Below are 23022 nucleotides of genomic sequence, written 5' to 3'. Positions count from 1 at the left end.
ATCGCGCCTGTGGCACGCACACTGACGGTTTTCTATCACGAATTAAGAGGCCGAAATTGGTCAGTTGACCTGGCTTTTTCGCACTCGCGACACCACTTTCTGTCAAGTGCTGGCGTTTTAATAGCCCGCTTAATTCGCTGCAAAAACAAAAAACAGACGTTACATTAGGTTACAAAACAACACGGCCGAGGATCGGCTTCTTTTTTTTTCGATCTTTGCAAACGTTTTCAACGCCAACGGGAACGACCTTAAAGGACCAACAATGCGAAACATGATCACCATGGGCGAGTTCATCGTCAAAAAGCAGGCGGATTACCCAACCGCAACCGGCGAGCTGACGTCATTGCTCAGCTCCATCCGCCTGGCGGCCAAGGTGGTGAACCGGGAGATCAACAAGGCGGGGCTGGCGGATATCATCGGCTCCGTGGGTTCCGAGAACGTGCAGGGCGAGGTGCAGCAGAAGCTGGACGTGTATGCCAACGAGCGCTTCAAGGCTGCCCTCGAAGCCCGTGGCGAGGTGTGCGGCATGGCGTCGGAAGAAGAAGAGGACTTCGTCGCCTTCGATTCGCCGCTCTCCAAGAACTCCAAATATGTGGTGCTGATTGACCCGCTCGACGGCTCTTCCAACATCGATGTCAACGTCTCGGTCGGGACCATCTTCTCCATCTACCGTCGTGTCAGCCCGCAGGGCGGCCCGGTGACCCTGGAAGATTTCCTGCAGCCGGGCAACCGTCAGGTCGCCGCCGGTTACGTGGTCTATGGCTCTTCCACCATGCTGGTCTACACCACCGGCTTTGGCGTCAACGGCTTTACCTATGATCCCTCCATCGGTTGCTTCTGCCTCTCCCACGAGAACATTCGCATTCCGCAGGAAGGCAAGATCTACTCCATCAACGAGGGCAACTACATCAAGTTCCCGGACGGGGTGAAGAAGTACCTGAAATATTGCCAGGAGCGGGACGAAGCGACCCACAGACCCTACACCTCCCGCTATATCGGTTCCCTGGTTTCCGATTTTCATCGCAACCTGCTCAAGGGCGGCATCTACATCTATCCGTCCGGCACCAACTCCCCGAACGGCAAGCTGCGCCTGCTCTATGAGTGCAACCCCATGGCGTTTCTGGTGGAGCAGGCCGGCGGCAAGGCCTCCGACGGTTTTGGCCGGATCATGGACATCAAACCTACCGAGCTGCACCAGCGCACCCCTTATTTCGTCGGGTCCACCAAGATGGTTGAGCGGGCAGAGGCCTTCATGCGGGAGTTTTCCGCCCACGAGGATCCTGCCAATCAGGGCTGATGCGAGGCAAAGCGCAGCCAACCGCAGATAATAAAAACGGGAGCCGCAAGGGCTCCCGTTTTTATTGGCCGAGTGGCCTGATCACTGACTGTGGTTGGCGAGATCCGCCAGCAAGCCATCCACCAGTTTGAGCCGCATGGCGCGATCCTGGGTCGGCACCTGGAAGCGCAGCCGGGTCGGTCCATCCATCTTGTAGATGCGTGGTTGCTCGGAGAGGAGCTTGACCAGATAGGTCGGGTTGACGCGGGTCTCCTGGGTGAAGTCGAGATAACCGCCGCGTTCGCTCATCTCCACCCGGCGAATGCCAAGGGCGGTGGCGCGCTGGCGGAAGGCGGCCAACTCCATCAGGGTTTTGGTCGCCTCCGGCAGCAGGCCAAAGCGGTCGATGAGCTCCACTTTCAGTTCGCGTAGCTCCTGCTCGTCCGCCGCGCTGGCGATCCGCTTGTACATGGAGAGACGCATGTTGACGTCCGGGATATAGTCGTCCGGCAACAGCGCGGGCAGGCGCAGCTCCACCTCGGTGTGCTGGCTCATCAGCTGTTCGAGCGACGGCTCCTTGCCATTTTTCAGTGCCTCGACCGCCTGCTCCAGCATCTCCATGTAGAGGGTAAAGCCCACCGATTCGATCTGGCCGCTCTGATCGTCTCCCAAGAGCTCGCCTGCGCCGCGGATCTCCAGATCGTGGGTGGCCAGGGCAAAGCCGGCGCCGAGATCTTCCAGCGACGCGATGGCTTCGAGCCGCTTGGCCGCATCCTTGGTCATCAGCTTGGGATGGGGGGTGAGCAGATAGGCATAAGCCTGGTGGTGGGAACGCCCGACCCGGCCGCGCAGCTGGTGCAACTGGGCAAGACCCAGATGGTCGGCCCTGTCCATGATGATGGTGTTGGCGCTCGGTACGTCGATGCCGGTCTCGATGATGGTGGTACAGACCAGCAGGTTGAAGCGCTGGTGGTAGAAATCTGACATGATCCGCTCGAGTTCGCGCTCGCGCATCTGGCCGTGGGCGATGCCGATGCGCGCCTCCGGCACCAGCTCGGCGAGATCCGCTGCGCACTTCTCGATGCTCTCTACGTCGTTGTGCAGGTAGTAGACCTGACCGCCGCGTTTGAGTTCCCGCAGCACTGCCTCACGCACCACCGCCGGCTCGTGCTGGCGCACGAAGGTCTTGATGGCGAGGCGCTTGGCGGGCGGAGTGGCGATGATCGAGAGATCCCGCATGCCGGACATCGCCATGTTGAGGGTGCGCGGAATGGGGGTCGCGGTGAGGGTGAGGATATCCACGTCCGCGCGCAGCGCCTTGATCTTCTCCTTCTGGCGTACCCCGAATCTGTGCTCCTCGTCGACGATGAGCAGCCCCAGATCCTTGAAGGTGAGATCGGAGCCCAGCAGCTTGTGGGTGCCGATGATGATGTCCACCTTGCCCTCGGCCAGCTCCTTCATGACGGCGTTTTGCTCCTTGGCGGAACGAAAGCGGCTCAGCACCTCGACCCGCACCGGCCAGTTGGCGAAGCGATCGCGGAAGTTGTCGTAGTGCTGCTGAGCGAGCAGGGTGGTGGGCACCAGCACCGCCACCTGCTTGCCACCGTGCACGGCGACAAAGGCGGCGCGCATTGCCACCTCTGTCTTGCCAAAACCCACGTCGCCGCACACCAGCCTGTCCATGCTCTTGGCCTGGCACATGTCACCAAGCACCGCATTGATGGCATTGAGCTGATCCTCGGTCTCCTCGAACGGGAAACCGGCAGCAAACTGGCGGTAGGCTTCCTTGTCGTGCTTGAAGGCAAAACCGGCGCGAGCGGCGCGATGGGCATAGACGTCGAGCAGTTCGGCGGCGACGTCACGCACTTTTTCGGCTGCCTTGCGTCGCGCCTTGCTCCAGGCCTCGCCCCCCAATTTATGGCTGGGCGGGTTATCCGATCCGGTATAACGGCTGATAAGGTGCAGGCTGGTGACCGGCACGAACAGCTTGTCGCCGCCGGCGTACTCCAGGGTCAAAAACTCGGTGGGCAGACCGCCGGCATCGATGGTCTCGAGCCCCAGATAGCGGCCGACACCGTGATCAAGATGCACCACCGGTTGGCCCTGGGTCAGCTCGCCCAGGTTTCGGATCACCGCATCCGAGCTTAAATTCTTGTTCTTCTCCCGCGCCCGTTTGCTGCGCACCTTGCCGCCCAGCAGCTCGCTCTCGGTGATAAGGGCCAGCTCTTCCTGGCCAGCTTCGCTGAGCAGGAAGCCACGCTCGAGCGGGGCCACCAACAGGCCGTGGCGATCCCGGCTCGCCACGAAGGCATCCAGAGACGCAAACTCTTTGGGCTGCACATTGATGCGGGCCAGCAAGTCGCCCAGCACCTCGCGTCGCCCCTCGGACTCCACCGCAAACAGGGTGCGACCGGCAAACCCTTGCAGGAACTGGCTGAGCGCCAGCAGGGGCTGCTCCTTGCTGTGATCGAGTTGCAGGTCGGGCAGGGGGGCGATGGGCAGATCCCGCTGGCCGGCTTCCCCGCCGGTGGCGGCCTCCTGCAGCCGCACCGCGCCATATTGCCCCAGCTCGGCGAACAGCTGCTCCACCGGCAGATAGATCTGCTGGGGGGGCAACAGGGGCCGGGTGTTGTCCCAGCGTCGCTCCTCATAACGCTGGCCGATGTCGTTCCAGAAGCGCTGGGCGGCGGGGTAAATATCTCCCACGGTGAGCAGCAAGGTGCTCTGTGGCAGGTAATCGAACAGGCTGGCGGTTTCCTGGAAAAAGAGCGGCAGATAGTATTCGATGCCGGCCGGCCAGCGTCCTTTGCTCACCTCCTGATAGACGGAGCCCTCGGCGCGGGAGATCTCGAACTGTTCGCGATAGTGGCCGCGAAAGAGCTCGATGGCGCTCTCGTCGGTGGGGAACTCTCGGGCCGGCAACAGGCTGACCGATTTGACCGGCTCGCTGGAGCGCTGGGTCTCGGGATCAAACGGGCGGATGGAGTCCACCTCGTCATCGAAAAAGTCGATGCGATAGGGGGTGTTGCTGCCCATGGGGAAGAGATCGAGCAAGGAGCCGCGGGCGGCAAACTCGCCGTGTTCCAGCACCTGATCCACCGCCACGTAGCCCGCCTCGGCAAGACGTCCGCGCAGCTGCTGCAGGTTGAGGCGCTGGCCGCTTGTCACCATCAGGCTGTACTTGTCGAGATAGGCGCGGGGGGCGCAGCGCAGCATCAGGGTCGAGATGGGCACGATCAGCACCCCTTTGCTCATCTGCGGCAGCTTGTAGAGGGTCTCGAGGCGCTGGGAAATGATGTCCTGATGGGGAGAGAAGGTGTCGTAGGGCAGGGTTTCCCAGTCGGGAAACAGCAGCACGGGACATCCCTCATCTGCCAGCAGGTATTGCAGTTCCTGTTCGAGGCGCAGGGCGCTCGGGGTATCGGCGGTGACCAGCAGGACGGGACGGTCTGCCGCCCCCGTGATGCGGGCGGCGAACAGCGAGAGGCTGCTGCCGACCAGCTGGCCAAGCGTGATTTTTTGGCCCGCTTTGGCGGGCAAGGCGGGGAGAGTCATTGGCATCATTCGATTCTTTTAACGTTGGCGGTTGTTAGCGCTGACGTTCGTTGTGGTTAACGCTGACGCTCCTGAGCGCGCAGCTTGAGTTGTTTTGATTGCACATGCAGGCTGGCGCGTACCAGCAGCTCACGGTCATCTTCACGGATCCGCACATAGTCGAGCACCACGTGATTGCCGTGCTCGCCCCCCTCGACCTGCTTGACCTGGCCATAGCAGTAGATGGCGGCAGCCTCGTCGCGCAAGAAGATCTTGAGGCGCACTATCTGGTGTGGCTGAGGGACATCGCCATGGCCGTGGTAGGGGTGCAGATAGGTGAGTTGGCCGGCACCGAAACGCAGGGTGTGGAAGCGCTGCTCGGGATGATCCTGCAAGGAGAGGACATAGCTCATGATCATGTCGATCTTGCGGGATTGCTGATTGACGATCTCGAGGAGGTCGTGCATCGAATCATTCTGGTTGCGCAGCAAGCGGGTGGTCACCAGATCGATGGAGGTGATGGCCGAGGCGATCCGAAAGGGCTCCGGCAGCTCAGCGTCCAGCTCCTCCAGTGAAGGCAGCTGAAAGTCGGCCGGCATGGGGATCACATTGACCGGCGTGGCATGAGTGACGCTGAAGAACTGTTCCTGCATGGAGGCTATCCCTTGTTGTCATAGACGGTTTCCCTTTATTATCCGGTATCTTATTTTGTTGGCAACGTACATATCCTTGAAGACCGGACTTTTTCAGCCCCTTTCGCTGGCCATCGGCCTGCGCTATGCGGGCTCGAAGCGCAGCAACCGCTTCGTCTCATTTATCTCCCTGTTTTCCACCTTTGGCATCGCCATCGGAGTCGCGGCTCTGATGGTGGTCATTTCGGTGATGAACGGATTCGAAGGCCAGCTCAAGGGGCGCATCCTCGGGGTGATTCCTCATGTGGTGGTGACCAATCAGGCCGGCCGCATCGATGCAGCGCCCCAGGGCCTACCGGATCTCGCCAAGCTGCCCCATGTGGTGGCCACGGCCCCCATGCTCGACAGCGAGGGGATGCTGCAAAGCCCCGGCCAGTTGACCGGGGTGAGCGTGCAGGGGATCGATCCCGCCCGCTGGCCCAAGGGGGATATCCTCCACAGTCAGATGCTGGGGGGGCGCCTCGATACCCTGCAGGCCGGTCAATACCGGATCGTGCTGGGGCAGGGGGTGGCTCGTCGCCTCAACGTCTCCATCGGGGACCAGGTTCGCCTGATCCTGACCGAGGGAACCCGCTTCACCCCGTTCGGTCGTGTCCCGGCCCAGCGCCTCTTCACCGTCTCCGGTATCTTCGGGGTCGGGGCCGACGTGGACAACCAGATCGCCCTGATCGCGCTGGGGGATGCCCAGCGCCTGCTGCGGCTGCCGACAGAAACGGTCGGTGGCATTCGCCTTTGGCTCGATGATCCTTTCGCCGCCGATCAGGTGATCAAGACCCCGCTGCCCGACGGTCTGCAGTGGCAGGATTGGCGCCGTGAGCGGGGCGAGCTGTTCCAGGCGGTAGCTATGGAAAAACGGATGATGGGGCTGATGCTGGTGCTGATCATCGCGGTCGCCACCTTCAACATCCTCTCCGCCCTGGTGATGGTGGTCACCGACAAGGAAGGGGAGGTGGCCATTTTGCGCACCATGGGCATGAGCGAGGCAGGGATAGTCAAGATCTTCATGGTGCTTGGCGCCTCCAGCGGGGTGATCGGCGCCCTGTTCGGCGCGCTGGCTGGATTGGCCCTGACCCTGGGACTCAACCCCCTGCTCAATGCCCTCGGGCTCAACCTCTATATGGCGGCGGGCGGCAGTGGCCTGCCGGTGATCGTGGAGCCTGCCCAGGTCATCACCATTTTGCTTGGGGCTGTACTGCTCAGTTTCAGCGCCACCCTCTATCCTGCAGCCCGTGCGGCCAGAGTGAAGCCGGCCGAGGCGCTGCGTTATGAATGATTCATCTTCTGTTGTTACTGCCGGTGTGGTCACTGGTGTAAGTGGAGCCCCGTTTATGAATGAAGCCCTGTCCTGTGAGCCTCTGCTGCGTTGCCAGGCCCTCAACCATGTCTATAAAGAGGGCGAGCTGGAGACCCAGGTCCTCAAGGGGATTGATCTCTGTGTTGCACCCGGCGAGATGCTGGCGGTGGTGGGCAGCTCGGGGTCGGGCAAGACCACCTTGCTGCATCTGATGGGCGCGCTCGACAATCCCTCCAGCGGTGCCGTGTTGTTCAAGGGGGAGGATATCCACCGCTGGAACAGCCGTACCCAGGCGAGATTTCGCAACCGCGAGCTGGGGTTCGTCTATCAGTTCCACCACCTGCTCTCCGAATTCAGCGCGCTGGAAAATGCCGCCATGCCACTGCTCATCGCCGGTGAATCGGTGGCGGTGGCCACCGAAAAAGCGACCCGCATGCTGAGTCGGGTGGGGCTCTCCCACCGCCTGCACCATCGCCCCTCCGAGCTCTCCGGCGGCGAGCGCCAGCGGGTGGCCATCGCCCGCGCCCTGGTCAACGAGCCGAGCCTGGTGTTGGCGGACGAACCCACCGGCAACCTGGATCACGCCAGTGCCACCGCCGTTTATGAGTTGCTCTGTGAACTCAACCGCGAGCTTGGCACCGCGTTTGTGGTGGTGACCCACGATTTGAGCCTGGCGGCCAAACTCCATCGCCGGGTGACCTTGGTGAGCGGCGTGATGGCGGAGGTTGCCTGATGTTCAAACCGCTGCCCCTGTTTCTGGGCCTGCGCTACAGTCGCTCCCGTCGTCGCAACGGGTTTATCGCCTTTATTTCGGCCTCATCCCTCATCGGGATCGCCCTCGGGGTGATGGCGCTGATCCTGGGGCTCTCCGCCATGAACGGTTTCGAGCGCGAGCTCAAGAACCGGGTGCTTTCCGTGGTGCCGCAAGGGGAGCTGGATGCTGTCGAGCGGCCGTTGCCGGACTGGCCCCGCCTGCGCGATTACCTGCTGGCTCAGCCTGGTGTCGAGGCTGCGGCACCGGTGATCCGCCTCAACGGCCTGTTGGAGCACGGCACAGCCCTTAAAGGGGTGCAACTGCGCGCCGTGCTGCCGGAGCTTGAGGCCAATTTGTCGGATGCGGGCAAATACATGACGGGACGAGGCCTTCGCGATCTGCAGCCCGGCGAGCGAGGGGTCATTCTCGGCAAGACCATCGCCGACAAGCTGGGGGTTAACATTGGTGACTCGGTCGCCCTGCTGTTGCCTCAGGGCGGGGATGATGCGGGCATCAAGAATCCCAGACGGGAAGCCCTGACGGTGGTGGGGCTGCTAGAGATAGGCGGCCAGCTTGATGGCCTGCTCGGTTTCATGCATCTGGAAGATGCCCAGGCCATCACCGACATGGGTAGCGGCGTGGAGGGGTTCAGCCTGCGGGTGAGCGACGTGCTCAAGGCGCAGTCCATCACGGTGGCCGCCGCCCAGCAGTTCCCCTACCACGTCTACATTCGCAGCTGGATGAACAGCCAGGGTTACCTCTATCAGGACATCCAGATGGTGCGTACCGTCATGTATGTGGTGATGTTGATGGTAGTGGCGGTGGCCTGCTTCAATATCGTCTCCACCCTGGTGATGGCGGTGAACGAGAAGCGCAGCGAAATCGCCATCCTGAAGACCATGGGGGCAAGTCCCGGTCAGATCCGGCTCACCTTCGTGATTCAGGGCATGGTCAATGGGGTGGCGGGGGCCTTGCTGGGGGCACTGCTTGGCGGCCTGCTCTCCAGCAAGCTGACCCAGATCATGAGGGTCATCGAGAGCGTGATCGGTCATCGTTTCCTCAACCCCGACATCTACTTCATCGACTTCCTGCCCACCGAGCTGCATATGCAGGATCTGGTGATCGTGACCAGTGCCGCCATCCTGATGAGCCTAGTAGCGACCCTCTATCCCGCCTGGCGGGCGAGCGGACTGGTGCCGTCCCGCGAGCTGGGCCACTGATCCCCAGCCTGTGTGAACGAAAGTGAAAAGAGAAGGGCCCGCCGGTGCAAACCGGCGGGCCCTTTGTCTATCGGGATGCCTGATGCTCAGTGGGCGTTCAGCTCATCGAGCGGCAGGGAAAAGCTGGCCACGAAGGTGTCGATAAAGTAGCGCATCTCCTCGCTCATCCGCGCTTCCAGCATGGCCTCGAGGCGTTTTCTGGCCGGTTCGAACTCCCGGTTGCCAGCGTTGATCTCCTCCAGACACTTGGTATAGGCGCAGAGGGTATCGGCATCTTTCACCAGTCTGGCCAGTTCGCCGTCCTGGGCACCCGAGTCCAGCAGGGGGCGAAAATCCTCCACCAGTTCCGGGGGCAGCATGGCGAGCAGGCGCTGTTCGGCGGCCAGTTCTATCTTCTTGTATTCGCGGGCGATCTCGGGATTGAAATATTTGACCGGGGTGGGCAGATCGCCGGTCAGCACCTCGCTGCTATCGTGATAGAGCGCCATCACGGCGGCGCGATCCGCATCCACCTGGCCGCCAAAAAGGCGATTTTTGATGAGCCCCAGGGCGTGGGCCACCATGGCCACCTGCAGGCTGTGCTCAGCGATATTTTCGGACTGGATATTGCGCATCAATGGCCAGCGGTAGATGAGCTTCATGCGGGCGAGATTGGCGAAAAAATGGCTGGGTAACATGATGAGCCTCGGCAACGGACAATGAAAAAGGGCAGACCCTAGTCTGCCCTTTTTTTCGCTGGCAGGCATCGCCTGCTCCCGCTTTTTACCAGCTTCAGCGGATATAACGGCCCGATTCGGCCTCCTGGTTGGTCACTATCATCTGGCCGATGGGGGCCAGGCTGATCAGGGCCAGCTTGAGGTGCTGGATCCCGAACGGGATGCCGATGATGGTGACGAAACAGGCCAGCGCCGAGGCGATGTGGCCGATGGCCAACCAGACACCGATCAGCACGAACCAAAGGATGTTGCCAATCAGGCCCATGGTCCCGGTACCGATGTCACTTAGCCCCGTCATGGTCTTGCGGTTCACCGCCTGCTTGCCAAACGGGAAGAAGGTGAAGGTGCCGATGACGAAACAGGCGCGTCCCCAGGGGATACCGATGAGGGACACGAAACAGAGCAATCCGGCCAGCCACCAGGCCAGTCCCATAAAGATGCCCCCCAGTACAAACCAGAGCAGATTGAACAAGAAGCGGAAAAAGGCCATGTGGTAACTCCAGATACATCGATTTGGCAGCCACCATAGCGAGGGAGGGCAGGGGACGCAATCATTGATTGGTTTCCCCCCGGTTTGACCGGACAATTCGGGTCGTGACCGTGACAATCATCGGTTGGCGGTCTTCTATTTCCTGGAAAATGAGCAACAAATCGGCATTCGAATGAAAAAAGGTGAGCAAACGCAAAATTATTGCTCCTTGCCGGTTGAAGTCGGGCCAGGTTCTCCCCATATAAAGGACAGTTTTGCACGAATTGTGCTTGCACTCAGCCCAATCCGGGGGATGTGTGGCTCGACTCGACCAAAGTGCGCCGCTATAATGCCGCGTCATATTTTCTCATCACAAAGACATATCGTTGTCTTTATAAACAGGAAGACTCCGGGCTTTGCCCAGGGGTAATAAAGGGTCAGCACACAGTGCTGAGTTGAACGAGGTAGAAGAATGCAAGTTTCTGTAGAGACAACCCAGGGTCTGGAACGCCGTCTTACCATCACCGTACCGGCCGCTACCGTTGACGCCGCCGTGCGCAAAGAATTGAATGGCCTGGCCAAAACCCGTCGCATCGACGGTTTCCGTCCTGGCAAGGCTCCGGTTGCCATCATCAAGAAGATGTTCGGCGCCATGGCTAACGCCCGCGTTGCCGATGAAATGATGCAGAGCAACTTCATCAAGGCCATCATCGAGAACAAACTGAGCCCGGCCGGTGCCCCGACCATGGATCCGAAAGAGATCAAAGAAGGTCAGGATTTCGAGTTCACCGCCACTTTCGAAGTGTACCCGGAGTTTGAAGTTGCAGGCCTCGAGTCCATCAAGGTAGAGAAGCCGGTTGCCTCCGTGAAGGATGAAGATCTGGCCAACATGATCGACACCCTGCGCAAGCAGCACGCCACCTGGTCCGAGGTTGATGCCGCAGCCGCCAACGGCATGCGTGTCACCATGGACTTCGTAGGCTCCATCGACGGTGAAGAGTTCGACGGCGGCAAGGCCGAAGGCTTCAACCTGGTACTGGGCGCCGGTCGCATGATCCCTGGCTTCGAAGACGCCATCATGGGCAAGAAAGCGGGCGACGAGTTCACCATCGACGTGACCTTCCCGGCTGATTACCACGCCGAAAACCTGAAAGGCAAGGCCGCCAAGTTCGCGTCCAAGCTGCACAAGGTTGAAGAGCAGATCCTGCCCGAGCTGACCGAAGAGTTCGTGAAGCGTTTCGGCATCGAAAGCGGCAACGTTGAAGAGCTGAAAGCCGAAGTGCGCAAGAACATGGAGCGCGAACTGGCTCAGGCTCTGAAAAACAGCGTGAAAGAGCAGGTACTGAACGGTCTGGTTGAAGCCAACCAAATCGATCTGCCGAAAGCTGCCGTTGCCCAGGAAATCGACACCCTGCGTCAACAAGCTCTGCAGCGTTTCGGTGGCTTCCAGGGCGGCAATGCGCCGGAACTGCCGGCCGAGCTGTTCCAGGCTCAGGCCGAGCGTCGTGTACGCGTAGGTCTGCTGCTGGGTGACGTGATCCGCACCAACGAGATCAAGGCTGACGACGCTCGCGTCAACAGCATCATCGAATCCATGGCAACCGCTTACGAAGATCCGAAGGAAGTGATCGAGTACTACCAGAAGAACGAGCAGATGCTGAACGGTGTTCGTAACCTGGCTATCGAAGATCAAGCCATCGACCTGATCCTGTCCAAAGCGCAAGTGACCGAGAAAGAAGTTGCCTTTGACGAAGTGATCAACAAGTCTGGTGCCGCTGCCTAAGAACATTTGACTTAAGGTCAAGACTGTTAAGTATAATGGCTCGTGTGATCTCCACTCGGGCCATTTTATTTTAGGGACAATGCCTTATGTACAAGAACTATAACGATGTGACCGATTCTCCCAACAATGCGCTGGTGCCCATCGTGGTCGAACAGACCGCCAAGGGTGAACGTTCCTACGATATTTACTCCCGTCTGTTGAAAGAGCGGGTGATCTTCCTGACCGGTCAGGTCGAAGATCAGATGGCCAATCTGGTGGTGGCGCAGTTGTTGTTCCTTGAGTCCGAAAATCCGGACAAGGATATCTACATCTACATCAACTCTCCGGGTGGCTCGGTGACTGCCGGCATGTCCATCTATGACACCATGCAGTTCATCAAACCGGACGTCAGCACCGTCTGCATGGGCCAGGCCTGCTCCATGGGGGCCTTCCTGCTGGCCGGTGGTGCCAAGGGCAAACGCTTCTGTCTGCCCAACGCCCGCGTGATGATCCACCAACCGCTCGGCGGCTTCCAGGGCCAGGCGTCTGACATTCAGATCCATGCCCAGGAGATCCTGAAGATCAAGAATACCCTGAACGAACGACTGGCCTTCCATACCGGTCAGGACATGGCTACCATCGAACGTGACACCGATCGTGACAACTTCATGTCTGCCGAGCAGGCGGTGGCCTACGGTCTGGTTGACGGTGTCCTGAGCCAGCGCGGCTGAGCAGGGAATTCCGGTATGTTGTAAACTCAACAGGCCGTCCTCTATTGATAAAACGAGGTTGCTGAATGACAGAGAAACGCAAGGGTGAGGGTGATAAGCTGCTCTACTGCTCTTTTTGCGGCAAAAGCCAGCATGAAGTGCGCAAGCTGATCGCTGGCCCTTCCGTCTATATATGTGATGAGTGTGTCGAGTTGTGCAACGACATCATCCGCGAGGAGATCCGCGAGATCTCTCCCAAGCGCGATGGTAACGAGCTGCCGACCCCTCATCAGATCCGTGCTCATCTCGATGACTATGTGATCGGGCAGGAGTACGCCAAGAAGGTGTTGGCCGTTGCCGTCTACAACCACTACAAGCGTCTGCGCAACAGCGGCGAAAACAGTGGTGTGGAGCTTGGCAAGTCCAACATCCTGCTGATCGGCCCGACCGGCAGCGGCAAGACCCTGCTGGCCGAAACCCTGGCTCGTCTGCTGGATGTCCCCTTCACCATGGCCGATGCCACCACCCTGACCGAAGCCGGTTACGTGGGTGAGGACGTGGAGAACATCATCCAGAAGCTGCTGCAAAAGTGCGACTACGATGTGGAGAAAGCCCAGCGTGGCATCGTCTACATCGACGAGATCGACAAGATCTCCCGCAAGTCAGACAACCCCTCCATTACCCGCGACGTGTCCGGGGAAGGGGTACAGCAGGCCCTGCTCAAGCTGATCGAAGGTACCATCGCTTCCGTGCCGCCGCAGGGTGGTCGCAAGCATCCGCAGCAGGAGTTCTTGCAGGTCGATACCTCCAAGATCCTCTTCATCTGCGGCGGAGCCTTTGCCGGTCTGGACAAGGTGATCGAGCAGCGCTCCGTCAAGGGAACCGGGATCGGTTTTGGCGCCGAGGTCAAATCCAAGGATGCCAAGGCTACCCTGAGCGAGACCTTTGCCAAGGTGGAGCCGGAAGATCTGATCAAATATGGTCTGATCCCCGAGTTCATCGGTCGTCTGCCGGTGGTCGCGACCCTGACCGAGCTGGACGAGGCTGCCCTCATCCAGATCCTGCAAGAGCCGAAGAACGCGCTGACCAAGCAGTACGCAGCCCTGTTCGATCTGGAAGGGGTCGAGCTCGAGTTCCGTGAAGATGCACTCCACGCCATTGCCCGCAAGGCGATGGAGCGCAAAACCGGTGCCCGTGGTCTGCGTTCCATCGTGGAAGCCGTGCTGCTCGATACCATGTATGACCTGCCTTCTCTGGAAGGGGTCAGCAAGGTGGTCATCGACGAGACCGTGATCAAGGGGGACTCCGCGCCCCTGATGATCTACGAAAATCCCGAGACCCAGGCAGCCGCATCAGAATAACTGTCTGATTTTTAATCAAATGAAAGGGGCTTTTTGCCCCTTTCATGCTTTTTACGGTTTCGGCGATTGAATCTCGTCTAAGCGCCCCCATATACTCAGCCAAGCGCTTTGCCAACGGTATAACAAGCCGAGAGGACATATATGAACCTAGAGCGTTCAGAACGCATCGAGATTCCCGTCCTGCCTCTTCGTGACGTGGTGGTTTACCCCCACATGGTCATTCCACTCTTTGTGGGGCGGGAAAAATCCATTCGCTGTCTGGAAGCGGCCATGGAGCAGGACAAGAAAGTCCTGCTGGTGGCCCAGAAGGATGCGTCAACCGATGAGCCGACGGTGGAGGAGATCTTCTCCGTCGGGACAGTGGCCAATATTCTGCAGATGCTCAAGCTGCCCGACGGCACCGTCAAGGTGCTGGTAGAGGGGGGCCAGCGTGCTCGCCTGGAGCGGATGATCGACGACAAGGATTTCTTTGTCTGCGAGGCCCAGTACATTCCCTCCAAGGCCATTGACGACAAGGATCAGGAAGTCCTGGTTCGCTCGGCTATCGGTCAGTTTGAAGGTTACATCAAGCTCAACAAGAAGATCCCGCCCGAGGTGCTCACCTCGATTTCGGCGATCGACGATGCGGCGCGCCTGGCCGATACCATGGCCGCCCACATGCCGCTCAAGCTTGAAGACAAGCAGAAGGTGCTGGAAATCGTCTCCGTCTCCGAGCGCATCGAATTCCTGATGGCGATGATGGAGTCGGAGATTGACCTTTTGCAGGTCGAGAAACGCATCCGTACCCGCGTCAAGAAGCAGATGGAGAAGAGCCAGCGCGAGTACTACCTCAACGAGCAGATGAAGGCCATCCAGAAAGAGCTGGGCGAGCTGGAAGACAGCCCGGATGAATTCGAAGCCCTCAATCGCAAGATTGAAGAGGCCGGCATGCCCGCCGACGCCCGCGAGAAGGCGCAGGCCGAACTGGCCAAGCTGAAGATGATGTCCCCCATGTCTGCCGAAGCCACCGTGGTTCGCAGCTACGTCGACTGGATGGTGCAGGTGCCCTGGAAGGCGCGCTCCAAGGTCAAAAAAGATCTTGGCAAAGCGCAGGAGGTGCTGGATGCCGATCACTATGGCCTTGAAAAGGTCAAGGATCGGATCCTCGAGTATCTGGCGGTACAGGCGCGGGTGAACAAGCTCAAGGGCCCGATCCTCTGTCTGGTTGGCCCTCCCGGTGTCGGCAAGACCTCCCTGGGGCAGTCCATCGCCAAGGCCACCGGTCGCAAATACGTGCGTATGGCCTTAGGGGGAGTGCGTGACGAGGCGGAGATCCGTGGTCACCGCCGTACCTACATCGGTTCCATGCCCGGCAAGCTCATCCAGAAAATGGCAAAAGTTGGCGTGAAGAACCCGCTGTTCCTGCTCGACGAGATCGACAAGATGAGCTCGGACATGCGCGGCGATCCCGCCTCTGCGCTGCTGGAAGTGCTGGATCCGGAGCAGAACAACAGCTTCAACGATCACTATCTGGAAGTGGATTATGACCTGTCGGACGTGATGTTCGTGGCCACCTCCAACTCCATGAACATCCCGGGGCCGCTGTTGGACCGGATGGAGGTGATCCGTCTGTCCGGTTACACCGAAGACGAGAAGCTCAACATCGCCAAGCAGCACCTGGTGGCCAAGCAGATCCAGCGCAACGGCCTGAAAGAGTCCGAGATCACCATCGAGGATTCCGCCCTGATTGGCGTTATTCGTTATTACACCCGCGAGGCGGGGGTACGTAGCCTGGAGCGCGAAATCTCCAAGATCTGTCGCAAGGCGGTCAAACGCATCCTGCTGGACAAGAGCATCAAACATGTTCTGGTCAACCAGGAGAACCTCAAGGAGTTCCTCGGGGTTCAGCGCTTTGACTACGGCAAGGCGACCGATCAGAACCAGATTGGTCAAGTTTGTGGCTTGGCGTGGACTGAAGTGGGGGGCGATCTGCTCACCATTGAAACCACCAATATGCCGGGCAAGGGCAAGCTCACCTACACGGGGTCTCTCGGGGACGTGATGCAGGAGTCCATCCAGGCGGCCATGACGGTGGTGCGGGCTCGCGCCGAGAAGCTTCGCATCAATGCAGACTTCTACGAGAAGCGCGACATCCACGTGCACGTGCCGGAAGGGGCGACCCCGAAAGATGGCCCGAGCGCAGGTATCGCCATGTGTACCGCCCTGGTCTCCAGCTTGACCGGCAATCCGGTTCGTGCTGATGTGGCCATGACTGGGGAGATCACCCTGCGGGGTGAGGTACTGCCTATCGGTGGTCTCAAGGAGAAGCTGCTGGCGGCCCATCGTGGTGGCATCAAACGCGTGCTGATCCCCAAAGAGAACGAACGGGACCTCGAGGAGATCCCGGCAAACGTCAAACAAGACCTTGAAATTTATCCGGTTCGCTGGATTGACGAGGTGTTGGAACTGGCATTGCAGGACAATCCGCAAGGGTTTGAACGGGTTTCTACCCTGTAAATGTTGATGCGCCGCAAATTTGGCGCATTCAGGCGGTGGTTAAGGCTTGCATGCGTCCGGCAACGGAAGTAGCCTTGACCACCGATCGGGTACTCGTGATGAGTCGCAATGCGTTATGTGGCGCGGGTTTGCGCCAGATTGTCACTTGCAACTGGTCAGGAGGCTTGCTATAAAACCTCCACTTGTTGTGGCCAGGGAAATCAGCGCCGCAGCGGTGTTCGATAATAGGGGAAAATAAGAGTGAATAAATCTCAACTGATTGACAAGATTGCAGACGGTGCCGATATTTCCAAAGCTGCTGCTGGCCGTGCGTTGGATGCCTTCATTGATGCTGTTGGTGAAGCCCTGAAAGAGGGTGACCAGGTTGCTCTGGTTGGCTTCGGTACTTTTGCTGTTCGCGAGCGTGCTGCCCGTTCCGGCCGTAACCCGCAAACTGGCGCGACCATCGAAATCGCTGCTGGTAAAGTTCCTGCCTTCAAAGCCGGTAAGGCACTGAAAGACGCTGTTAACTAAGCCGGACGCTGATATACGTCGGCTACCGTCCTTGGTCGCAGACCAGACAAGTTAGAGAGTCTTCTCTCATACTGATTGACCAAGGCGCATCGCAATCGGTGCGCCTTTTTATTATTTACGCCCATCGAGTTCGGGAGCATAAGTACAAACATGATGTTGGATAAACTACGCGAAGGGGCGCAGGGCAAGGTAGCCAAGGTTATCTTGGGCCTGATCATTCTCTCCTTTGCCTTGGCTGGTGTAGGCAGCTACCTGAACGGCCCGGCCCGTACCGCCCCCGCTACCGTCAATGGCACGGATATCAGTGCTGCCGCACTGGAAAATGCCTACCGCAACGAGCGCGCCCGCATGGAATCCCAGATGGGAGAAGCCTTCAGCCAGCTGGCCGCCAATCCCGAGTACATGAAACAGTTCCGCCGCGGCGTGCTGGACCGACTGATCGATCAGGCGCTGCTGGACAGCAAGGCCCATGAACTGGGTCTGCGAGTCAGTGACGAGCAGATCAAGCAGGCGATCGTCGCCATGCCCGAGTTTGCCGAAGATGGCAAGTTCAACAATGACCGCTACCTGCAACTCATCCGCCGCGCCGGCATGACCCCGGAGATGTTCAGCGAGTCCCTGCGCCAGGACATGGTGCGCCAACAGTTGATGGGTGCCCTGGTCGGGACCGAATTTACCCTCAAGGGTGAAGCCGAGCAGATCGACAAGCTCTACAACCAGACCCGTGATCTGCGTCTGGTGCGTCTGGCTGCCGCCAACTATATGGGTGATGTCCAGGTCTCCGACAACGAGCTGGAGCAGTTCTACAAGACCAATAGCGCCCGTTTCATGAACGACGAGCAGGTCAAGGTGGACTATTTGCTGCTGGATGCTGCCAACCTCGGCAAAAACATCAAAGTGTCCGAGCAGGATGCCCAGGATTACTACGATCAGCACCAGGATCTGTTCCAGCGTCCCGAGCGTCGCCAGGTTGCCCACATCCTGATCCCGTTTGGCAAGGATGAGAAGGCGGCCGAGAAGCAGGCCGACGAGCTCCTGGCCAAGGCCAAGAGTGGAGAAGACTTTGCCGCGCTGGCCAAGGCCAACTCCTCCGACACCTTCTCCGCCAAGAAGGGCGGTGAACTGGACTGGTTCGAAAAAGGGGTGATGGATCCGGCGTTTGAACAGGCTGCCTTTGCGCTGACCAAGGCAGGCGATCTCTCTGGCGTGGTGAAGAGCCCGTTCGGTTTCCACATCATCAAGCTGCTGGCGGTTGAACCGGCCCAGACCAAGCCGTTTGCCGATGTGAAAGAAGAGACCATCGCCCGTCTGCAAACCGACAAGGCCAAGGAGCAGTTCTTCGCCGAGCAGCAGAAGATGGCTGACAGCAGCTTCGAGAACCCGGACTCGCTGGATCTGACCGCCGACGCCATGGGCATGAAGGTGGTGTCTTCCGACTATTTCAGCCAGGTCAATGCCCCGGCTCCGCTGAACGATCCCAAGGTGCTCTCCGTGGCCTTCTCCGAACAGCTGCGCGATGACAACACCAACTCCGACGTGATCGAACTCTCCGATGGCAAGGCGCTGGTGCTGCATATCACCGGTTATCAGCCGAAAGCGGCCAAGCCGCTGGCCGAGGTGAAAGATCAGGTGATTGCCGCCATCAAGCACGACAAGGCGAGCGAAGTGGCCCGCGGCAAGGCACAGAGCCTGCTGGAGAAACTGAAAGCCGGCGACGACATCAAGGCTGATCTGGCGGCGCTTGATCTGAAGGTCGAGACCCACAAGGGGATTGCCCGCTTCGATCGCCAGCTGGATCAGAACCTGGTTGCCCAGGTGTTCATGCTGCCCCATCCGAAAGATGGCAAGCCGAGCGTGGCGCTGGTTACCGAGACTAACGGCGATCGCGTGGTCGTCGCACTGGACAAGGTGAATGTCCCGGCGGCGCCGTCCCAGATGGTCAGTCTGCTGCAAGGCCAGCTGGGTCAGGGTCGGGCACAGGCCGATTACAAGTCCCTGATCGAAGAGCTGCGCAAATCAGCCAAGATCGAGTACTTCACCAGCGTGGAAGCGACCGTCGAGTAATCGACAAGGTACTCCCCATATTGCAAACGGCTCCTTGATGGAGCCGTTTTGTTATCTGCCATTCGCCAATTGATGCAATCGGCCCACAGGCCAGCATAAAAAAACCGGCATCGAGTGCCGGTTTTGACTTTTATCTGTCGAGCAGAGGAGGGGGTTATTGTACGCCCTGAGTGCGCAAGTAATCCTCATAGGTACCGCCGAAGTCACGGATGCCATTCTCGGTCAGCTCCAGGATGCGGGTCGCCAGGGAGGATACGAACTCACGGTCGTGGGAGACGAAGATGAGAGTCCCTTGATAGAGCTCCAGCGCCATGTTCAGCGATTCGATGGATTCCATGTCCAGGTGGTTGGTCGGCTCATCCATGATCAGGATGTTGGGGCGCTGCATCATCAGCTTGCCAAACAGCATGCGACCCTGCTCACCACCGGAGAGTACCTTGACCGGCTTCTTGATGTCGTCCTGGGAGAAGAGCAGACGACCGAGCACGGAGCGCACCGCCTGTTCGTCTTCGTTCTCCTGTTTCCACTGGGCCATCCAGTCGAACACATTGAGATCGGTGTCGAAGTCTTCGGCGTGATCCTGGGCGTAGTAACCGATCTGGGCGTTTTCAGACCATTTGACGGTGCCGCTGTCCGGTGCCAGATCGCCTACCAGGGTTTTGATCAGGGTGGATTTACCGATCCCGTTGGTACCCAGGATGGCGACCTTCTCGCCCACTTCCAGCATCATGTTGAGGCCCTTGAACAGGGGACCCTCGCCATAACCCTTGGAGACGCCTTCCACTTCCAGGATGTTGCGATAGAGCTTCTTGTCCTGCTCGAAGCGGATAAAGGGGTTCTGGCGGCTGGAGACCTTGACGTCCTCAATCTTGATCTTGTCGATCTGCTTGAGACGGGAGGTCGCCTGACGGGACTTGGAGGCGTTGGCGCTGAAACGGGAAACGAAGGACTGCAGATCGGCGATCTGGGCCTTCTTCTTGGCGTTGTCGGCCAGCAGACGCTCGCGCGCCTGGGTGGCGGCCAGCATGTAGTCGTCATAGTTGCCCGGGTAGACCCGCAGCTCGCCGTAGTCCAGATCCGCCATGTGGGTACAGACGGAGTTCAGGAAGTGACGGTCGTGAGAGATGATGATCATGGTGCTCTCGCGCTCGTTCAGTACCTGCTCCAGCCAGCGAATGGTGTTGATGTCCAGGTTGTTGGTCGGTTCGTCCAGCAGCAGGATATCAGGGTTGGAGAAGAGGGCCTGGGCCAGCAGCACCCGCAGCTTCCAGCCCGGCGCCACGGCGCTCATGGGGCCGTTGTGCTGCTCCAGCGGAATGCCGACACCCAGCAACAGCTCGCCGGCGCGGGCTTCGGCGGTGTAGCCGTCATATTCGGCGACCAGCCCTTCCAGCTCGGCAGCCTTCATGTAATCTTCGTCGGTGGCTTCCAGGTTGGCGTAGATGGCATCGCGCTCGGCGATGGCGGCCCACAGCTCGGTGTGGCCCATCATGACCACGTCCAGTACGCGCATCTCTTCGTAAGCGAACTGATCCTGACGCAGCTTACCGATACGCTCGTTGACGTCCAGGCTCACATTACCGCCGCTGGGCTCCAGATCGCCGCCGAGGATCTTCATAAAGGTGGACTTGCCACAGCCGTTGGCGCCGATCAGGCCATAGCGGTTGCCGCCGCCAAACTTGACGTTGATGTTCTCAAACAGCGGCTTGGCGCCAAACTGCATGGTGATGTTATTGCTGCTAAGCATAGTGTGTTTGGAAATTCCTTAGTAATCAGTGCATTATTGCACTTAATGAAAATTCGGGGGCGCTATTGGGGCAAGTGTCCGTTCTTTGCACTCCAGATCGAATCAACCCCATTCTGACCAGCTGATTCAATCCACTTTCCATAAACCTTCTGCAACATCTCTGCAGAATTGTGGCCCATTTGTTCGGCAATGATGCCAAATCCCCGTAGGCAGTCATATTCCAGTGACAAAAGCACGCCGAAGTTGGCAGACCCGTCGATAGCGACCCCCCGACTGTTGGATTGCAGCCCGCCGTGGTGCCACCAGGAATACTGCGGGCTAGAAAGGTGGCTCCCCGGCACTACGTTGGTTGGGCGAAATACTGGGTGCAATGTTTGGCGCACGATCATGCCACCTGATATGTGCATGTCAATCTCTGCGTCAGAAAGTGCGCCTTTGACAGTAGTGGTCTAATCATCCCGGACACCGTTTTAGGTGGTACAGTCGTTACCCTGACCTGAGGTGTTCAATGACAAGATTGCGGTCGCTCATTTATTGCCGAATTCAAATTGGAAGCCGCATCCCTGGCGCTCGACCAGGAATATTGAGTTCCCGAAGCCAGCCGTTCACTGGATGTCGGTGAAACCGTACTTCGCCGCCGGGTTCAGCAGCTTCAATCCGAACGCTGTGGCACACTGCGGGAAGCGAAGCGGGATATTTGCTATTACCTGATGGATGACTACAACTGGTGGGGTGATGCTGTTTGCATGGAATGCTCAATAGTTGCCGTTCCGGGATTGTTGTTTTTGACTCATCTGCTGACTACTGAAGATGGGTAACATCCTCAGTGCTGCAAGAGTTATGGGCTGACAATGCCACTCATTTGCCTTTCATTGCCAAAGCCGCTTGAAGAGTGGGTTGACCGAGCATCGCGATGACAACCATAGCTAGTCCTGCTGCAACGGCTACTCCGAAACCTGCTCGTGCACCATAGGTATCGATGATAAGACCCGTTATTGCTCCACCGAGCGCGATACCAAGGCTAATACTTGTTGTTATCCAGGTCAGCCCTTCGGTGAGTTTTGCCGGTGGTAAAATAATGGTACTTAGATTCATCACAATGATCATGGTGGGGGCAAAAGACATACCTGCCACAAAAATCGCACCCATCATAATAAAAACGCTTGAAGAAAGGGCGGGTAATATAATTGTCGCTGCAGTTATTATGACTCCTACCAGAAATTGTCTTTCTAAAGGTGCGGTAATTCTAACCAAGCCGAATGCCAACCCAACAATCATGGAGCCGAGTGCGTAGATGGCCAAAATAAAACTGGCAGAAGCAGGCCAGTTTTGCTCATTGGCAAAAGCAATAACTACGACATCAAGTGCTCCCCCAATAATACCCATGCCAAGGAAAATCAAACAGAAATCTGTAGGCTGGGTATTTTTAAGGTGGAGCTGCCTTGGTGATGGACACTATCCATAACCTCTGGCTCAGTCCGGCGTTGTAGAAGAAATGCACTCATACCGAGAGTCAGCAATAATATCGCAGACAATGGCCCTGCTTCGGCGAATAGGCTAGTACTCAAGCCGATCGCCAGTGGAGGGCCAATAATATATGACAATTCATTAAGAACTGCATCGAGCGAGTAAGCAGTATGTAGTAATGGATTGTCACGATAAAGCTTTGCCCACCTCGCTCGTACCAAAGCGGTAATATTAGGTATTGAACCAGATAACATTGCAAGAATGAAAAGAAATGGTGCAGGTGCTTTCACATAAGCAGCAAATACCAGTACCAACAGCATGATCATACTGAAGGTGGTAATAATTGGTAGTACCTTGCTTTGACCATATTGGTCAACTAATTTTGACACCTGTGGACTTATAACAGCATTCGCTAATGTAAATGTGCCTGCGATCGCACCGGCTAGCCAATAGAGGCTACCTTGCTGTAACAGCATGGTAATGATGCCTATGCTGAGCATTGCCTGTGGTAGGCGTGCTACTGAACTTGTGATGACTAATACTATGGCGTCAGAATTTGTCAGAAGTACACGATAGGGGTTGGCCATATATCTTCCGCGTTATTTCTTGTTGTTCTGTCGCTCTTTGTTGCGTGATTTGTTATTTTATATGACGCACTCCCATTTTTCTTCTGATGATAGCTAAATGCTTGCCATCGGCAGGGCAGGGGGATATTTTTTATTTGAGCCTATACAATCACCTATGAGCGTGTTTTACCAGATATTTATTTACTGTGTTGGTGGTTAATAAAGAGGAGGGGAGTGATTTGTTAGACTTATTTGAAATAAGAAAAATGATATTTAATTCTCATGTCTATATATCGTCATGCATGTGCGCGCATATATAATGCGTTGTTTTTTAGATTAATATGGCATTGATGGAGCCTATTTGCTCTGTGTTTTCAGGTC

Annotated in this window: 17 protein-coding genes and 1 pseudogene; 11 read left to right on the top strand and 7 right to left on the bottom strand. The window is 58.0% G+C overall.

Going from position 1 to position 23022, the window contains the following annotated elements:
• Nucleotides 1–262 precede the first annotated feature (262 nt).
• The gene (gene fbp / locus LA321_RS17390; RefSeq protein WP_042069570.1) at nucleotides 263–1297 is read left to right on the top strand and encodes a class 1 fructose-bisphosphatase; all 1035 of its coding nucleotides are present in this window, start codon (nucleotides 263–265) and stop codon (nucleotides 1295–1297) included.
• 81 nt (nucleotides 1298–1378) lie between these two features.
• Here fbp and mfd read toward each other — a convergent pair whose 3' ends face one another.
• A complete protein-coding gene (gene mfd, locus LA321_RS17385; protein WP_042069569.1) occupies nucleotides 1379–4840 on the bottom strand; it encodes a transcription-repair coupling factor in 3462 nt (1153 codons plus the stop codon).
• Between the two features lie 47 nt (nucleotides 4841–4887).
• Nucleotides 4888–5463: a PilZ domain-containing protein gene (locus LA321_RS17380; RefSeq protein WP_026458638.1), complete on the bottom strand. Its 576-nt coding sequence runs from the start codon at nucleotides 5461–5463 to the stop codon at nucleotides 4888–4890.
• A gap of 76 nt (nucleotides 5464–5539) precedes the next feature.
• On the opposite strand from LA321_RS17380, the gene LA321_RS17375 reads away from it, so the two are divergent.
• From LA321_RS17375 to lolE, 3 genes are read left to right on the top strand one after another with little or no spacing between them, the layout of a single operon-like run.
• Nucleotides 5540–6775, top strand: a complete 1236-nt coding sequence (locus LA321_RS17375; protein WP_042029165.1) for a lipoprotein-releasing ABC transporter permease subunit — start codon at nucleotides 5540–5542, stop codon at nucleotides 6773–6775.
• A 55-nt stretch (nucleotides 6776–6830) separates the two neighbouring features.
• Complete coding sequence (gene lolD / locus LA321_RS17370; protein WP_042069567.1) at nucleotides 6831–7529, top strand: lipoprotein-releasing ABC transporter ATP-binding protein LolD; 699 nt, start codon at nucleotides 6831–6833, stop codon at nucleotides 7527–7529.
• Complete coding sequence (gene lolE, locus LA321_RS17365; protein ID WP_042069566.1) at nucleotides 7529–8770, top strand: lipoprotein-releasing ABC transporter permease subunit LolE; 1242 nt, start codon at nucleotides 7529–7531, stop codon at nucleotides 8768–8770. Before lolD ends, lolE begins: the two co-directional genes overlap by 1 nt.
• A gap of 86 nt (nucleotides 8771–8856) precedes the next feature.
• On the opposite strand, the gene yfbR is transcribed toward lolE, so the two are convergent.
• The gene (gene yfbR / locus LA321_RS17360) at nucleotides 8857–9447 is read right to left on the bottom strand and encodes a 5'-deoxynucleotidase (protein ID WP_026457100.1); all 591 of its coding nucleotides are present in this window, start codon (nucleotides 9445–9447) and stop codon (nucleotides 8857–8859) included.
• A 94-nt stretch (nucleotides 9448–9541) separates the two neighbouring features.
• The gene (locus LA321_RS17355) at nucleotides 9542–9976 is read right to left on the bottom strand and encodes a YccF domain-containing protein (protein WP_026457099.1); all 435 of its coding nucleotides are present in this window, start codon (nucleotides 9974–9976) and stop codon (nucleotides 9542–9544) included.
• Nucleotides 9977–10427: 451 nt separating this feature from the next.
• On the opposite strand from LA321_RS17355, the gene tig reads away from it, so the two are divergent.
• From tig to ppiD, 6 genes are all read left to right on the top strand, one after another.
• A complete protein-coding gene (gene tig / locus LA321_RS17350; RefSeq protein WP_026457098.1) occupies nucleotides 10428–11738 on the top strand; it encodes a trigger factor in 1311 nt (436 codons plus the stop codon).
• Between the two features lie 86 nt (nucleotides 11739–11824).
• Nucleotides 11825–12448, top strand: coding sequence for an ATP-dependent Clp endopeptidase proteolytic subunit ClpP (gene clpP / locus LA321_RS17345; RefSeq protein ID WP_042069564.1), 624 nt, complete (start codon nucleotides 11825–11827; stop codon nucleotides 12446–12448).
• A gap of 65 nt (nucleotides 12449–12513) precedes the next feature.
• Nucleotides 12514–13788, top strand: coding sequence for an ATP-dependent protease ATP-binding subunit ClpX (gene clpX / locus LA321_RS17340; RefSeq protein WP_026457097.1), 1275 nt, complete (start codon nucleotides 12514–12516; stop codon nucleotides 13786–13788).
• A gap of 141 nt (nucleotides 13789–13929) precedes the next feature.
• A complete protein-coding gene (gene lon / locus LA321_RS17335) occupies nucleotides 13930–16284 on the top strand; it encodes an endopeptidase La (RefSeq protein ID WP_042029160.1) in 2355 nt (784 codons plus the stop codon).
• 240 nt (nucleotides 16285–16524) lie between these two features.
• Entirely contained in the window at nucleotides 16525–16797 is a 273-nt protein-coding gene (hupB, locus tag LA321_RS17330) for a nucleoid-associated protein HU-beta (protein WP_005315375.1), read from the top strand.
• A gap of 150 nt (nucleotides 16798–16947) precedes the next feature.
• A complete protein-coding gene (gene ppiD, locus LA321_RS17325) occupies nucleotides 16948–18861 on the top strand; it encodes a peptidylprolyl isomerase (protein WP_042069563.1) in 1914 nt (637 codons plus the stop codon).
• Between the two features lie 154 nt (nucleotides 18862–19015).
• Here ppiD and LA321_RS17320 read toward each other — a convergent pair whose 3' ends face one another.
• Entirely contained in the window at nucleotides 19016–20608 is a 1593-nt protein-coding gene (locus LA321_RS17320) for an ABC-F family ATPase (RefSeq protein ID WP_042029158.1), read from the bottom strand.
• Nucleotides 20609–21116: 508 nt separating this feature from the next.
• Between LA321_RS17320 and LA321_RS17315 the strand changes: the two are divergent.
• Nucleotides 21117–21282, top strand: a pseudogene (locus tag LA321_RS17315) (transposase); the annotation flags it as partial.
• A gap of 184 nt (nucleotides 21283–21466) precedes the next feature.
• Here the strand turns inward: LA321_RS17315 and LA321_RS17310 are convergent.
• Together LA321_RS17310 and LA321_RS17305 are read right to left on the bottom strand one after the other, a co-directional pair.
• Nucleotides 21467–21994: an MFS transporter gene (locus LA321_RS17310; RefSeq protein WP_201941225.1), complete on the bottom strand. Its 528-nt coding sequence runs from the start codon at nucleotides 21992–21994 to the stop codon at nucleotides 21467–21469.
• A gap of 11 nt (nucleotides 21995–22005) precedes the next feature.
• A complete protein-coding gene (locus LA321_RS17305) occupies nucleotides 22006–22662 on the bottom strand; it encodes an MFS transporter (RefSeq protein WP_201941226.1) in 657 nt (218 codons plus the stop codon).
• Nucleotides 22663–23022: the final 360 nt, after the last annotated feature.

This window comes from Aeromonas enteropelogenes (assembly GCF_020097295.1).
GTDB lineage: Bacteria > Pseudomonadota > Gammaproteobacteria > Enterobacterales > Aeromonadaceae > Aeromonas > Aeromonas enteropelogenes.
Note: the sequence above shows the minus strand (reverse complement) of the source record. Positions and strands in the feature narration are given on the sequence as shown.

What these genes read in the sequence shown, in the direction of transcription:
- fbp (WP_042069570.1), top strand. Translation starts at nt 263, where the DNA reads ATGCGAAACATGATCACCATGGGCGAGTTCATCGTCAAAAAGCAGGCG.
- mfd (WP_042069569.1), bottom strand. Translation starts at nt 4,840, where the DNA reads ATGATGCCAATGACTCTCCCCGCCTTGCCCGCCAAAGCGGGCCAAAAA.
- LA321_RS17380 (WP_026458638.1), bottom strand. Translation starts at nt 5,463, where the DNA reads ATGCAGGAACAGTTCTTCAGCGTCACTCATGCCACGCCGGTCAATGTG.
- lolD (WP_042069567.1), top strand. Translation starts at nt 6,831, where the DNA reads ATGAATGAAGCCCTGTCCTGTGAGCCTCTGCTGCGTTGCCAGGCCCTC.
- lolE (WP_042069566.1), top strand. Translation starts at nt 7,529, where the DNA reads ATGTTCAAACCGCTGCCCCTGTTTCTGGGCCTGCGCTACAGTCGCTCC.
- yfbR (WP_026457100.1), bottom strand. Translation starts at nt 9,447, where the DNA reads ATGTTACCCAGCCATTTTTTCGCCAATCTCGCCCGCATGAAGCTCATC.
- LA321_RS17355 (WP_026457099.1), bottom strand. Translation starts at nt 9,976, where the DNA reads ATGGCCTTTTTCCGCTTCTTGTTCAATCTGCTCTGGTTTGTACTGGGG.
- tig (WP_026457098.1), top strand. Translation starts at nt 10,428, where the DNA reads ATGCAAGTTTCTGTAGAGACAACCCAGGGTCTGGAACGCCGTCTTACC.
- clpP (WP_042069564.1), top strand. Translation starts at nt 11,825, where the DNA reads ATGTACAAGAACTATAACGATGTGACCGATTCTCCCAACAATGCGCTG.
- clpX (WP_026457097.1), top strand. Translation starts at nt 12,514, where the DNA reads ATGACAGAGAAACGCAAGGGTGAGGGTGATAAGCTGCTCTACTGCTCT.
- lon (WP_042029160.1), top strand. Translation starts at nt 13,930, where the DNA reads ATGAACCTAGAGCGTTCAGAACGCATCGAGATTCCCGTCCTGCCTCTT.
- ppiD (WP_042069563.1), top strand. Translation starts at nt 16,948, where the DNA reads ATGATGTTGGATAAACTACGCGAAGGGGCGCAGGGCAAGGTAGCCAAG.
- LA321_RS17320 (WP_042029158.1), bottom strand. Translation starts at nt 20,608, where the DNA reads ATGCTTAGCAGCAATAACATCACCATGCAGTTTGGCGCCAAGCCGCTG.
- LA321_RS17310 (WP_201941225.1), bottom strand. Translation starts at nt 21,994, where the DNA reads ATGGGTATTATTGGGGGAGCACTTGATGTCGTAGTTATTGCTTTTGCC.
- LA321_RS17305 (WP_201941226.1), bottom strand. Translation starts at nt 22,662, where the DNA reads ATGGCCAACCCCTATCGTGTACTTCTGACAAATTCTGACGCCATAGTA.